Source organism: Nocardia sp. XZ_19_369 (assembly GCF_015355715.1).
In the GTDB taxonomy this organism is placed as follows: Bacteria; Actinomycetota; Actinomycetes; order Mycobacteriales; family Mycobacteriaceae; genus Nocardia.
Genome location: NZ_JACVED010000005.1, coordinates 13,191 through 25,797, shown reverse-complemented (window position 1 = coordinate 25,797; position 12,607 = coordinate 13,191). Strand labels below are relative to the sequence as shown.

Annotated in this window: 11 protein-coding genes and 1 pseudogene; 5 read left to right on the top strand and 7 right to left on the bottom strand. The window is 67.7% G+C overall.

All coding sequences use genetic code 11. From position 1 onward, the window contains the following. The first annotated feature begins 127 nt into the window (after window positions 1-127). Window positions 128-643: a hypothetical protein gene (locus IBX18_RS19040; RefSeq protein WP_306796321.1), complete on the top strand. Its 516-nt coding sequence runs from the start codon at window positions 128-130 to the stop codon at window positions 641-643. Here the strand turns inward: IBX18_RS19040 and IBX18_RS19035 are convergent. From IBX18_RS19035 to IBX18_RS19025, 3 genes are read right to left on the bottom strand one after another with little or no spacing between them, the layout of a single operon-like run. Beyond that, the gene (locus tag IBX18_RS19035) at window positions 640-2,418 is read right to left on the bottom strand and encodes an SDR family oxidoreductase (RefSeq protein WP_194834989.1); all 1,779 of its coding nucleotides are present in this window, start codon (window positions 2,416-2,418) and stop codon (window positions 640-642) included. The two genes, IBX18_RS19040 and IBX18_RS19035, sit on opposite strands and share 4 nt — an antisense overlap. Before the next feature lie 30 nt (window positions 2,419-2,448). After that, entirely contained in the window at window positions 2,449-3,555 is a 1,107-nt protein-coding gene (locus tag IBX18_RS19030) for a PDR/VanB family oxidoreductase (protein WP_194834988.1), read from the bottom strand. Between the two features lie 22 nt (window positions 3,556-3,577). Then, the gene (locus tag IBX18_RS19025) at window positions 3,578-4,477 is read right to left on the bottom strand and encodes a metal-dependent hydrolase (protein WP_194834987.1); all 900 of its coding nucleotides are present in this window, start codon (window positions 4,475-4,477) and stop codon (window positions 3,578-3,580) included. 250 nt (window positions 4,478-4,727) lie between these two features. On the opposite strand from IBX18_RS19025, the gene IBX18_RS19020 reads away from it, so the two are divergent. After that, complete coding sequence (locus tag IBX18_RS19020) at window positions 4,728-6,119, top strand: wax ester/triacylglycerol synthase family O-acyltransferase (protein WP_194834986.1); 1,392 nt, start codon at window positions 4,728-4,730, stop codon at window positions 6,117-6,119. A 54-nt stretch (window positions 6,120-6,173) separates the two neighbouring features. Here IBX18_RS19020 and IBX18_RS19015 read toward each other — a convergent pair whose 3' ends face one another. Both IBX18_RS19015 and IBX18_RS19010 read right to left on the bottom strand, forming a co-directional pair. After that, window positions 6,174-7,070 (bottom strand): alpha/beta fold hydrolase, encoded by an 897-nt coding sequence (locus tag IBX18_RS19015; protein ID WP_194834985.1) that lies wholly within the window; start codon window positions 7,068-7,070, stop codon window positions 6,174-6,176. An 89-nt stretch (window positions 7,071-7,159) separates the two neighbouring features. Beyond that, window positions 7,160-7,618: pseudogene (locus IBX18_RS19010) on the bottom strand (MaoC family dehydratase). A 188-nt stretch (window positions 7,619-7,806) separates the two neighbouring features. On the opposite strand from IBX18_RS19010, the gene IBX18_RS19005 reads away from it, so the two are divergent. Next, complete coding sequence (locus IBX18_RS19005) at window positions 7,807-8,568, top strand: glucose 1-dehydrogenase (RefSeq protein WP_194834984.1); 762 nt, start codon at window positions 7,807-7,809, stop codon at window positions 8,566-8,568. Here IBX18_RS19005 and IBX18_RS19000 read toward each other — a convergent pair. After that, window positions 8,556-9,575, bottom strand: coding sequence for a YdcF family protein (locus IBX18_RS19000; protein WP_228541466.1), 1,020 nt, complete (start codon window positions 9,573-9,575; stop codon window positions 8,556-8,558). The two genes, IBX18_RS19005 and IBX18_RS19000, sit on opposite strands and share 13 nt — an antisense overlap. A 236-nt stretch (window positions 9,576-9,811) precedes the next feature. Between IBX18_RS19000 and IBX18_RS18995 the strand changes: the two genes are divergently transcribed. Continuing rightward, entirely contained in the window at window positions 9,812-11,026 is a 1,215-nt protein-coding gene (locus IBX18_RS18995; protein ID WP_194834982.1) for a lipase family protein, read from the top strand. A 72-nt stretch (window positions 11,027-11,098) separates the two neighbouring features. After that, window positions 11,099-12,127: an NAD(P)/FAD-dependent oxidoreductase gene (locus IBX18_RS18990; RefSeq protein ID WP_194834981.1), complete on the top strand. Its 1,029-nt coding sequence runs from the start codon at window positions 11,099-11,101 to the stop codon at window positions 12,125-12,127. 51 nt (window positions 12,128-12,178) lie between these two features. Here the strand turns inward: IBX18_RS18990 and IBX18_RS18985 are convergent, their stop codons facing one another. Further along, the gene (locus IBX18_RS18985; protein WP_107654943.1) at window positions 12,179-12,430 is read right to left on the bottom strand and encodes a CsbD family protein; all 252 of its coding nucleotides are present in this window, start codon (window positions 12,428-12,430) and stop codon (window positions 12,179-12,181) included. Window positions 12,431-12,607: the final 177 nt, after the last annotated feature.

Genomic DNA, 12,607 nt, shown 5'->3' with positions numbered 1-12,607 from the left:
GCGCGTAGTCCGGACGATCACGCTGATGATGACCACCGCCAGGACCGCATACACCACGATCAGGAAAATGAGAACTCCACCCATTCATGAACCGTAGCGGCCCCCTCCCGCCTGCGTACAGTGAACTGTGCCGTCTTTCAGCTTCCGCAGACCCCGGCAGCGGCCCATCGATCTCGGTGCGGTGAACGCCGCCGTCGCCGCGCTGGAGTTACCCGAGGCCGTCTACAAGACCGTCCCGTGGCAGCCGCGCGACCTGGTGGAGACCGGCCTGCGGCAGTGGTTGCGCTGTTGCGGCGCGGCGATGCGCGACGGGCAGGTGATCGGCATGCCATCGCACGCCGTGGACGAGGCGTGGCACGGCTTCATCCTCTGCACCGAGCGGTACGCCGCGTTCTGCGCCGCCGCGTACGGCCGCTTTCTGCATCACTTCCCGGAAGGTGCTGGGCCACCGAACCTTTCGCACGGCACCATGGGCGAGCAGCTGGGCCGCACCGTGGTGGCTTGGGCGCTGGTCGCCGAGCTGGGCGAGTCCTGCGTGCTGTGGGATCTGGACAGCAGGGTCGGCGTCGAACACCCGTGGGGTGTCGACGCCGCGCGCGTCGCGGCCATCGAGACCGAATTGCGCACTCTGCCCGCGGTTTAGGTGAGCTTCACCCGCGCCGCGACGAACCGGCCGATCGCCGGCGCGAGCCTGCTGACGTGGTACTGCACCCGGGCCTCCGGGGTGACCGGGACGATGCTGCGGTCCTTCTCGACGGCCCGCACGATCTGCTCGGCCACCTTCTCCGGGCCGTAGCGCCGCATCCGGTAGAGGTTGTCGTAGCGCTCCTGCTTGCGCTTCTCCTCCTCCGCGCTGACGCCCGAGAAAGTCGTGTTGGCAACGATATTGGTGTGCACGATGCCGGGGCAGATGGTGTGCACCGAGATGCCGCGACCGGCCAGTTCCGCGCGCAGGCAGTCGGAGAACATGAACACCGCCGACTTGCTGGTGGAGTAGGCGCTGAACCCCTGCTGCGGACTGTAAGCCGCCATGCTGGACAGGTTGACGATGTGTCCGCCCAGACCGCGCTCGGCCATCGCGGGGCCGAAGGCCCGGCACCCGTTCACCACGCCGCCGAGGTTGATCCGCATGACCCGGTCGAACTCCGCCGCCGAGGTGTCGAAGAACCCACCGGCCTGGCCGATTCCGGCGTTGTTGATCAGAATGTCCGGCACGCCATGGGTTTCCAGCACGGCCTCGGCGTGCGCCGTCACCGCTGCGGCGTCGGACACATCGAGCTGATAGGCATGCGCCACACCATGTTCGGCGGCGATCAGCTCGGCCGTCTCCTTGGCCGCGACGAGATTGATGTCGGAGAGCACGATTTCGGCGCCGCGGCGCGCGAGGGACAGCGCCGTCTCGCGGCCGATACCGCTGCCGCCGCCGGTGATCACCACGAGCTGATCCTCGAAAGGCTTGGCGCTGCGGCCGACTTCGGCCCGGCGCAGCCCGCGCGGGACCGCGCCGCCGTTGATCGTGTCGATCAGCTCGGTGGTGGCGGTGGCCAGCAGTTCGGGGTGGGAGAACGGCATCCAGTGCCCGGCAGGCACATCGCGGCGCCACAGTCGCTGCACCCACTTGCGTTCGTCGTCGAATCCCGCGGGCCGGACCGCGACGTCGCGACCCGCGACGATCAGCTGCACCGGCACCTCGGTGTGCCGCTCGCGCGGCGAGAGCAGGCGCTGCACGATGTTGGCCCGGTAGATCAGCAGGCCGTCGACCATGTCCTGCCGGAACGTCGGACCGAGGATCACCTTCGACGGTGACGTCTCGTTCATGATCGAGACCACCCGCTGCCAGCGCTGCTCGGTGCCGAGCAGTCCGAAGACAGCCCTGGGCAAGCCCGGTGTCATGAAGAAGAAGGTGTACGCCGAGGACAAGACCTGGCTGAACGGTTGCCAGAGGTTGCGCGGGGTGGGCCGGGACAGCCTGGCGCGCATCCAGTTCGCGATGTGGTCCAGGTTCGGCCCGGACACCGAGGTGAACGAGGCGACCCGTGCGGCCGACTGCGGCTCGCACACCGCCTCCCACACCTGCACCGAGCCCCAATCGTGCGCGAGCACATGCACGGGCCGGTCGGGGCTCACCGCGTCGGCGACGGCGAAGAAGTCCGCGGCGAGCACGTCGAGCCGGAAGTCCTCGGTGCGCCGGGTGCGGGTGGAGCGCCCGTGCCCGCGGGTGTCGTAGGTGACGACGTGGAAGCGGCGCGCCAGCAACGGAACCACCGCGTCCCAGAGGTGATTGGTGTCCGGCCAGCCGTGCACCAGCAGCACGGTTTCCGCGCTCGGATCGCCGTATTCGTAGACGGCGAGCTCGAATTCGCCGCTGCGCACCGTCCGCTCGGCGGCCACGAGCTCCGGTGGTTCGATGGTCGTCATCGGTTTCTCCTTGCTGACCAGAGGTCGTGGTTACAGATCGAGCACCAGTCGCCCACCGGGCGAACGGGATACGCAGACGAGCATGTCGCCCGCCTCGTGTTCGGCCGGGGTGAGCACGGTTTCCCGATGCTCCGGTTCGCCTGCGAGCACCCGGACCTTGCAGGTGCGGCAGAAGCCCTGACGGCAGGAGTAGGGACGATCCGGCCGGGTCGTCAGGATGGTGTCCAGCACGGACCGATCCGCGGCCACCTCGACTACTTGACCGGTGGAGGCGAATTCGATCTCGAACGGCACACCGTTCACGATCGGCGGTGGCGAGAACCGCTCGGAATGCAGTTCCACCCAGGGCATTTCGCGGATGGCGGTGGCGACAGTCGTGGTCATCGGCACCGGACCGCAGCAGTAGACCGCCGTGTCGGCCGCGACGCCGGGCAGCAACGCGGCGGCGTCGGGCAGGCCGTGCTCGTCGTCGGTGCGCACGGTGACCCGGTCACCGAACCCGGCGATCTCGTCGAGGAACGGGATGGTGTCGCGGCTGCGGCCGGTGTACACCATCGACCACTCGATTCCGAGCCGCTGCGCGAGCCGCGCCATCGGCAGGATCGGCGTGATCCCGATGCCGCCCGCGATGAAATGCAAACGGGCGGCCGGTGATCCGTGACCGGGCACGGCGAACGGGAAGGCATTGCGCGGCCCGCGCACCGTGATCGGCGCACCGACCGGGAGATTGTCGTGTACCTCCACCGAACCGCCGCCACCGTCCGGAATGCGGCGCACCGCAATGCGATACGCCCGGGTGTCCGCGGGGTCGCCACACAGCGAGTACTGCCGCAACCGGCCGGAGGGCAGTTCGAGATCCAGGTGAGCACCGGGCCGCCACGGCGGCAGTTCCCGCCGATCCGGCGCGGACAGTCGCAGACTCACCACGTCCTGGTCGTGCGCCTCGATCCGTCGTTCGGTCACCACCAGGGCCAGCCGGTGGTCGTCCACCCGCGGCGCGAGATCGCGCCGGTTGATCATCGTCGTCCACCGCAGCCGGGCCGAGGCGACCGCGTCGAGCACCCGCACCGCCCGGTCGCGGTCCCCCTTGCCGAACAGGTCGGCGGGCAATTGTTCAGGAATGTGCCGCGAAGTCACGCTGGAACCCCACCCGATTCCATCACGACGCGATCGCTTGCGCGGCAGGCGATTTCGCCAGGTATGCCACCGCCTGCGCGGTGGACCCGACCGTCTCGGGGTCGTAGCCGGGCTTGAAGGTCGACAGCGCACTCCACAGCAGCGACGGCACGCCGGGCAGCGCCCCACGCCACATCGCGCCGAACACCCGCTTGATCAGCCGCGGGTAACCGAGGTCGGGCAGCGAAGGGTCCTGGTGCACCATGAATTTGGTGCCGCGCACCACCAGCGTGATGAAGATCGGGAAGACGATCGTCATGATCGCCGCGCGCCGCACATAGCCCGCGCCGAAGTAGACCGCGACATCGTGGGCGACGTGCCGGTGTTCGACCTCCTCGGCGCCGTGCCAGCGGAACAGATCCGCGATCCGCGGGTCGGCGCCGAACTTCTCCAGGTCGGCGTTGAGCACCCAGTCGCCGAGGTAGGCGAAGAAATGCTCCAGACAGGCGATGAACGCCAGCCGCTCCACCATCACCTGACGCTGCGCGACACCGTCGGCGGCCTTCGGGCCGAGGGTCTTGCGGAACAGGTACTCGGCTTGGCGCACATAGGGTTCCGGGTCGATGCCGTGCGCGGCGAGCACCTCGTTGAGCACCTTGTCGTGCGTCTCGGCGTGCATGGACTCCTGGCCGATGAAGCCGAGCATGGCCTCGCGCAGCTTGTCGTCCTTCACGAACGGCAGCGCCTCGGTGTAGGCGGCGCAGAACATGCGCTCACCCTCGGGCAGCAGCAGATTCAGCGAGTTGATCAGGTGCGAGGCGATCGGCTCGGCGGGCATCCAGTGCAGCGGCGTATCGGCCCACTGGAACTGCACATTGCGTGCGTGCAGTGCTACCTCCCCCGGATCGGTATCCGGCCGTCGGCCCCTCCGAAGTAGCTTCATCGGTACTCCTCTCACGACCGCGTCGTCGCGCGCCTTCCTGCATGGCTGTAGCAAACATCATACACATACATGCAACCACGGGTTACATGAAGATTCACAGCGGCCCCGAAGGGCATTCGGACCCGGGCATGCCGCGGACTGGACCCACCCCGCCAATACCGCCACCCCCCTTGACAATAGAGCCCCGCACTGTGAGACACCTCGCTCCCGTTCCAGCCAAAACTAGAACGCGTTCTAGTAGTCTTCCGCTATGGAACGACTAACCGGATTGGATGCCAGCTTTCTGTACTTGGAGACCGGGACCCAGCACCTGCACGTATGCGCGCTGCTGATCCTCGATCCCAGCTCAGGGGACTATTCCTTCGAGAAATTCAAAGCCGAGCTAGGCAGGCGCCTACCCCTCATTCCACAGATGCGCCGCCGCGTCTACGAGGTGCCGTTCAATCTCGATCACCCGGTCTGGGTCGAGGATCAGAACTTCGATCTGGACTATCACATCCGGCGCATCGGCATCGCCCCGCCGGCGGGCCGCCGCGAGCTGGCCGAGCTGGTCGGCGACATCGCCAGCCGGCCGATGGACCGCGACCGCCCGCTCTGGGAGATGTCGGTGGTGGAGGGCCTCGACGACGGCAAGGTCGCGGTGATCTGCAAATACCATCACGCCGCGGTGGACGGCATCACCGGCACGAACATGATGATGCACCTGTGCGATCTGGAGCCGGATGCGGCCAAGACGCCACCCGCCGAAGAGTGGCGACCGGAACCGAGTCCCAACGATTGGCAACTGCTGGCCAAGGCGGTGGTCAAGTTCCCCAGCAAGGCGGGCATCGTCGGCATGGTGCCGAAAACCCTCGGCATGGTCGCCGGTTTCGCGCAACGCCGCCGGAAGGACAAGGCGGGCATGGCGTTACCGTTCTCCGCGCCGCGCACGCCGTTCAACCTGGCCATCACCCCGCATCGCGCGGTCGCGTTCACCGAGGCGGAGCTGGGCACCATCAAGGAGATCAAGTCCGCCTTCGGCGTGAAGATCAACGACGTGGTCCTGACCATCGTCGCGGGCGTGCTGCGGGCCTACCTGGAGAAGCACGACGAACTGCCCGACCGCTCGCTGGTCGCCTCGGTGCCGGTCTCGGTGCACGAATCCTCGCGGCACACCGCGGGTATCAACAAGGTGTCTACGCTGTTCGCCCGCCTCGGCACCGACATCGCGGACCCGGTGCAACGTCTGCGGCAAGTGGCCGAGGACAACCGCAGCGCCAAGGCGGAACACGACCTCATCGGCGCCGACTTCCTGCAGGACTGGTCGAAGTACGCCCCGCCGAACACCTTTCAGCTCGCCGCGCGGGTGTACTCGTCGCTGAAGCTGGCCGAGCACCATCCGGTGGTGCACAACCTGGTGGTGTCGAATGTGCCGGGCCCGCCGATGCCGCTCTACTTTCTCGGCGTGCGGGTGGACGGGATGTATCCGTTCGGTCCGGTCTTTCACGGCGCCGGGCTCACGGTGACGGTGATATCGAACAACGACGATCTGGACTTCGGCTTCATCGCCTGTAAGGAGCTGGTGCCCGACATCGCCGAGCTCGCCGACGCGGTCCCCGACGTGGTTGCCGAATTGCTCGCCGCCGCTAGAAAACTGGGATGACCGGCAACTAGGCGCCTGTTCGTCATCGCCGCCGAACAGGAGCCGGGCGCGTCCTCACAATCGTGCGGCGACCGCCCCGCAGGCTTCGAGCAGCGCGGGCACGAACAGTTCGGCCTCCAGGACACAGGCCGTGTGCCCCGCCTTGATCAGATGGATGCTCGCCCCGGGGATCATGGTCGCCATCTCCAGCTGCCGGTAGACCGGAATGGCCCGGTCCCGCGTCGTGATGACCACCGCGGTAGGCATTTTCAGTGTCGACAACCACTCGGTCGCATCGAATCGTCCGACCTCGCCGATCACCTGGGTGATCGCCCAGCCGCTGGTACTGCGCAATTCGGTGAGCGCCCAGCGGTCCAATCTGCCCGGTCCCCAGGCGATCTCGGGCAGCTCGGGTAGCCGACCGGCGAATTGCTCGATCCGCCGGACCGAATACGGCCCGAACGCCGCGGCGAACGCACCGAACGCCTGATGAAAAGCGCGCTCACGCCACTTCTCTTGGAACCGATACGGGGTGGCGCACAGCACCAATCCACTCACCCGATCCGGATGCCGATGCGCGGCAGCCAGACTCACCACGCCACCGAGCGAGTAACCCGCGCATATCGCCTGCGGCACACCGAGCGCGTCGAGCACGGCGGCGACGTCGTCGGCGCAGTCGTCCACCGAGAACCGCGCGGAGCGGATCCCCCGGCCGTGCCATCGCTGGTCGAACAGGATCACCCGGTACCGCTCGGCCAGTGCCGCCAGCGCGGGAAACCAGTTCAGGTAGGCGGTGCAGCCGGTGCCGTGCAGCAGGACCAGCGTGGGCGCACCCACCGGTCCGGCGATGTCGACCACGTAGGTGCGGCCGCGTCCCGGCAATTCGACCAGTCGCCCGCCGGGGACCTCGGCGATGTCGGGTACCCGCCTGGCGAACCGGCGCAGCGCCGCCGTAGATCGTGAGTTCGTCATCGTGCGCCTCCCGCGGATCGCGGCCAGAATTAGAACGTGTTCTACACGATGATGCCACAGCGGCGGCAGGACGGCGGGCAATGACCGCCCTACGCCAAGGCGCGCACGATCGACTCGGCGATACAGGCGGGCTTGCCGGAACCCTCACACTCGATCGTCGTCGCGAGCACGACTTGGAGACCTCCGGCCACTTCCGCGACATCGATAATTTTGGACCTTCCACGAATCCTGGAGCCCGCGGGAACCGGAGCCGGAAACCGAACCTTGTTGAGGCCGTAATTGATCCGCGCACCGGCATCGGCGATCTCGAACAGCTGCCGGGTGATCGCCGGGAGCAGCGACAAGGTCAGGAACCCGTGCGCGACGGTCGTGCCGAACGGCCCGTCCGCCGCGCGCAGCGGATCGACGTGGATCTACTGCCGGTCCTCGGTGGCCTCGGCGAAGGCGGTGATGCGGTCTTGGGTGACCTCGATCCAGTCGCTGACACCGAGGTCGGTGCCCGCGGCGTGCCGCAGCGACGCCATGGTGAAGACGGTGGGCTCAGTCATCCGAGAAACCCTAATTCGAGCGGGCGGTCCCGGCTAGACCGTCCCGAATGCCCAGGCACGCAACACATTTCCCCGCTCCACGCCGCGATGTGGCACGATCGGACGCGAGACCAGCACCCGATCCGGCGCACTTCTGCAACTTGTTCTAGTACGTTGGGCGTGGACGAACGAGAGACGGAGGTGCCGCGATGGGGCGGTTGACCGGCAAAGTGGCGTTGATCAGCGGCGGTGCCCGCGGCATGGGCGCCGCGCACGCCAAGGCCATGGTGGCCGAGGACGCCCGCGTGGTCCTCGGCGACGTGCTCGACGACGAAGGCGCCGCGGTCGCCAAGGAATTGGGCGACGCCGCCGCCTACGTGCACCTCGACGTGCGCGAACCGGGCGACTGGAAGGGCGCGGTCGCCGAGGCGGTGCAGCGGTTCGGCTCGCTCAACGTCCTGGTGAACAACGCGGGCATCGCCAACGGCAACCTGCTCGTCGACTTCGAGCTGGCCGAATGGCAGCGGATCATCGACATCAACCTCACCGGCACGTTTCTCGGGATGCAGGCCGCCACCCCCGCGATGATCGAGGCGGGCGGCGGCTCGATCATCAATATCTCCTCGGTCGAGGGCATGCGCGGCAGCATCGGCCTGCACGGCTACGTGGCGACCAAATTCGCCGTCCGCGGCCTGACCAAGTCCACGGCACTCGAGTTGGCGCAGCACAACATTCGGGTCAACTCGGTACACCCCGGCTTGATCACCACGCCGATGACCGAGGGCATCCCCGCGGAGTTCCTGCAGATCCCGATGGGCCGCGCCGCCGACCCGTCCGAGGTCGCCGCGCTGATCACCTTCCTGGCCAGCGACGAATCCTCCTACTCGACCGGTGCCGAGTTCGTGATCGACGGCGGGCTCACCGTCGGGATTCCGCACAAGCCGTTCGACGACCTGCCTCAGTCCCCGTAGTGGTGCGGCATATCGCGGGTGAGCAGTAGCGCGAGCACCGGCAGCGCCATCAGCGCGGCACAGGTGAGCACATTGACCCACTTGTAGGCCACGACGATCGCGGCGAACTCGCGCAGAATCGCTGAGGGCAGGTAGTAGAACGCCGTCCGTGAACCGGTCACCTCGGCGTCGAGATCGAGGCGGCGAGCCAGGATCGCCGTGCGCAGGATGTGAAAGTTGCTGGTCACCAGCACCATTCGAGTAGATTCGCCGCGCTCGCCCAGTAGCCGCTTGGTGAAGAGCAGGTTTTCCCGCGTCGTCGTCGAACGATCCTCCTGCACAACGGCGTCGGCGGGCACCCCGTTGTCGACGAGGTAGCTCGCCATCGCCGAGGCCTCCGACACGGACTCGTCGGAACCCTTACCGCCGCTGGTGATCAGCAACGGCCTGCGGCCTGCCGCGAGCTCGGCCCGGTACACCTCGATGGCCCGATCCAGGCGGTTGGCCAGCAGCGGCGGCACCCGCGCGCCGACCAGGCCGGACCCGTGCACGACGATCGCGTCCATGCCGGGCCGATAAGGCAATGCTCCGTAAAACAGTGAGTACAGCAGGAAACTGGCGAACAGGAATCCGATGTAGCTCACCGCCATGGTCACCGACGCCAAAATCACGACCACCCAGATATCGCCGGTGAAAATGGCCACCGCGAGCCACACATAGGGCACGAGCAGGGCGACGCCGAGTCCGAGCGGGAGCAGATTCGCGATACGCAGTCCTTCCCGGCGAACCATCTGCCCGCCGTTGACCATCAGCAAACCGGCGAGCACCAGCACGAGCAGCGGTGACAACAGCAGGAGCAGGCCGGCCAGCACCACCGGCAGGTCGCCCTTGGCGCCGGAGCCGATCAGCCACACACCGGCGAAGGCCAGCCCGAGCAGCAGAAACACCCCGTTGCTCAGCCGCCGCCGATCGCTGCGGAATCGCAGCAGGAACACACCCAACAGACCGAGCCCGACCACCAGCAACATCACCAGGCCACCGTAACCGGCCGACCGGCAACCGTGCGGCGCTGGCGGGACTCCCTGCCCGGGATCGGCCCTCCCGCACGGCGCGGCTCCCTCTCGCCTTTCCCTTTTTCCCATATCGTGTCGCTCGTCCGAACACCGGCCGGGCGATTATTCACGGCCGAATTTCGGATTATTCGACTTTCCACATGCCCCACAATCCCCGTGAATGTCGTGATGAATGGGAGTCGCTCATCGCCATGCTTGGACACATCCGCCCCGCGCTCGCCGTTGCCGCCCTGTTGATTTCGGTGGCCCACGTGGCCGTCGTGCCGGGTACCGCTGCGGCACAACCGATCTACCCGGTGCCGGATCCGGATCCCTTCTACGCCGCACCCGCCGACCTGGAGCGGACGAAACCCGGCGACGTGCTCGGTGTCCGCCCGATGCCACCGCTGATCGGCTTTCCCGGCACCACCGTCACGATGGTCAAGTTCCGGTCCACCAATTCGGCCGGTGACCCGATCGCGGCCACCACTACCGTGCTGACCCCGCCCGACCATGTACCGGGCGCGCCGCTGCTGTCCTATCAGCACATCATCAACGGCCTCGGCGCCCAGTGCGCCGTCTCGCGGGTGCTCTACACCGCCGATCCGAATCTCGCCGTCCGCGAGGCGCCCGCCCTCAACGCGGTGCTGCTGCGCGGTTGGTCGGTGGCGCTGCCCGACCATCTCGGGCCGACCAGCGCCTACGGGGCGGCCAAGCTGGGCGGAATGATCACGCTGGACGGCATCCGGGCGGCCCGCCAGGTCGCCGAACTCGGCGTCGCCGAGAGCCCGGTGGCGATGTTCGGCTATTCCGGCGGCGGCATGGCGACGGGCTGGGCGGCCGCGCTCGCGCCGACCTACGCACCGGAACTCGAGATCGTCGGCGCGGCCGAGGGCGGCGTTCCGATGAACCTGGTGAAAATGACCGAGGGACTGGGCTACTCCAGGCATCCGGCGTTCGGGCTGGCCTTCGCCGCGGCCATCGGACTGGAGCGGGAGTACCCGACGCGCCTGCCGATCAGCGACAGCCTGAACGCCGCGGGCCTGGCGATCCGCGACCAGATCGCCAACGGTTGCACCAACGAAATCCTGGCGGCCGGGGCCGGTCGCAGCGTCCTCGACGTGGCCAGCTCGACCTCGCTGGCCGAGGACCCGAGCGCCCGAGCCGTGCTCGAGGAGAACAGCCTGGAGCTCTACGAGGGTGTGCCGAAAATGCCTATCTACCAATGGCGTTCGCGGGAGGACGTGCTCATTCCGGTGGCCTCGATCGACAATACGGTGCGGCGCTACTGCGCGGCCGGTGTCCGTGTCGACTCGGAGCTGATTCCGAGCCCGGACCATCTGACCACCGCGGTGCTCGGCGCACCGGCCGCGATAGCGTGGCTCGACGAACGGTTGCGCGGCGTACCGGCACCGACCGACTGCTGATCGCCTGGCCGGCTCGCTCGATCCGGGTACGAGACGCCGCCGCACCCGGATCGGGCGACCTAAGGTGGGTGCATGGTCACGATCATCGGCGGCGGCATCGCGGGCACGTTGCTGGCCGGCGCGCTGGCACGCGCTAATCACCCCGTCACGGTGTACGAGAGCCAACCGGCCGTCGGCGCGGGAGCCTTTCTGGCACTGGATGATCGGGCACATACCGCCTTGGCGCGGCTGGGCGTCGAGCTCGACCGGCTGCACGCGGCATCCTATCCGCTGGCCGAGCTGCGTGCGGCCGATCGTGCCGGGGTGGTGCGCGGCGGCGCCGGCGCCGGTCGCCGCATGTACCTGCGCGCCGATCTCATGCGGGTACTGACCGAATTCGCAGCTGCCACAACGGCTGCCATCCACTACGACACTCCTGTCACCGAGCTGAACGGTGCCGACGGGGCGCTGTTCAGCGGAGAAAAACCATTGCCGGCGGATGACGTGATCATCGCCGCCGACGGCATCGATTCGCTCGCGCGCCAGCGCCTCGAACCAGGGCGCACGGCCGAATATGCCGGTCAGATCGTCGTTTACGGCATCACCGACCGGCCGATCCAGCCGAGCACCGAACCGTCCGTGCTGCACTTCCACCGTCGCCTCGACGACGGCGGCAGGCCCGTCAGTACCTTCGGGCACTTCTGGAACAGCGAGGTATCGCTGTGGTTCACTCGCCTCACCCAGGCGCCGATCCCGGTAGCCGAGGTCGGGTCTCAGCCGATCAACCGGTGGACGGAACCAATTCTGGTCGGTACCACCGCGATTCCCGAACTCGCCGAAGCCATGCTGGCCGCCACCAGCACCGTGCACGTCTCCAACGCGCGCACCGTGCCGCTCGCCGACGCGCGGGCACCCCGGGCCCCGGTGATTCTGTGCGGCGACGCCGACCACGCGATCACCCCGGCCGCGGGCGTGGGCGCCCGCGACGCCATCGAGGATGCGGCGGCACTCGCCGAAGCCATCGTCGGTGGCCGTTCACCCGCCGCGGCCATGGCCGAGCGTCGGCGAGAAATTCTCGCCGAGCGGGCCGCGGCCGCTCAAATGTTCCGCAGCGCAACGTAAATCGGCGGCGTGGGAACAGCTCGTCCCCACGCCGCCGAAGAAACGTTGCGACTAGGAATCCTTGCCACCCTCATAGGCGCTCTGCCGGGCCTCATCGAGGTTGGCCTCGGCGCGGGCCTTCTCGGCCTCGGCTTCCTTCTTGGCGGCCTCACGCTCGGACTCGGCCTTGTCCTGCTGGGCGCGGCCCTCGCTCTTCAGGCCTTCGTTCCCGGTAACGATGCCCGCGGCTTCCTTGGCCTTGCCCTTGACATCTTCGACGACGCCCTCGACGGCCTCGCGCGGTCCGCTGTCGTGCTTGGTCATGACTACTCCTCCGATTAGGGGTGTGGGCGGTCATTCGTCGCATACCCGGCCCCCTCGGCTCCAATCGGTTACGGACACGACGTGGGCTGTGTCTCGCGTCACGCCGACGCGGCAGCCAACCGCGTTCCCGCTGAACAACACTCGTAAGCCGCGGGCCGGCAACATTCGGGTTTCGGC

Coding starts and splice junctions, on each gene's coding strand:
- IBX18_RS19000 (WP_228541466.1), bottom strand. CDS start 9,575: ATGTTGCTGGTGGTCGGGCTCGGTCTGTTGGGTGTGTTCCTGCTGCGA.
- IBX18_RS18985 (WP_107654943.1), bottom strand. CDS start 12,430: ATGACCAAGCACGACAGCGGACCGCGCGAGGCCGTCGAGGGCGTCGTC.
- IBX18_RS18995 (WP_194834982.1), top strand. CDS start 9,812: ATGCTTGGACACATCCGCCCCGCGCTCGCCGTTGCCGCCCTGTTGATT.
- IBX18_RS19035 (WP_194834989.1), bottom strand. CDS start 2,418: ATGACGACCATCGAACCACCGGAGCTCGTGGCCGCCGAGCGGACGGTG.
- IBX18_RS18990 (WP_194834981.1), top strand. CDS start 11,099: ATGGTCACGATCATCGGCGGCGGCATCGCGGGCACGTTGCTGGCCGGC.
- IBX18_RS19005 (WP_194834984.1), top strand. CDS start 7,807: ATGGGGCGGTTGACCGGCAAAGTGGCGTTGATCAGCGGCGGTGCCCGC.
- IBX18_RS19020 (WP_194834986.1), top strand. CDS start 4,728: ATGGAACGACTAACCGGATTGGATGCCAGCTTTCTGTACTTGGAGACC.
- IBX18_RS19025 (WP_194834987.1), bottom strand. CDS start 4,477: ATGAAGCTACTTCGGAGGGGCCGACGGCCGGATACCGATCCGGGGGAG.
- IBX18_RS19015 (WP_194834985.1), bottom strand. CDS start 7,070: ATGACGAACTCACGATCTACGGCGGCGCTGCGCCGGTTCGCCAGGCGG.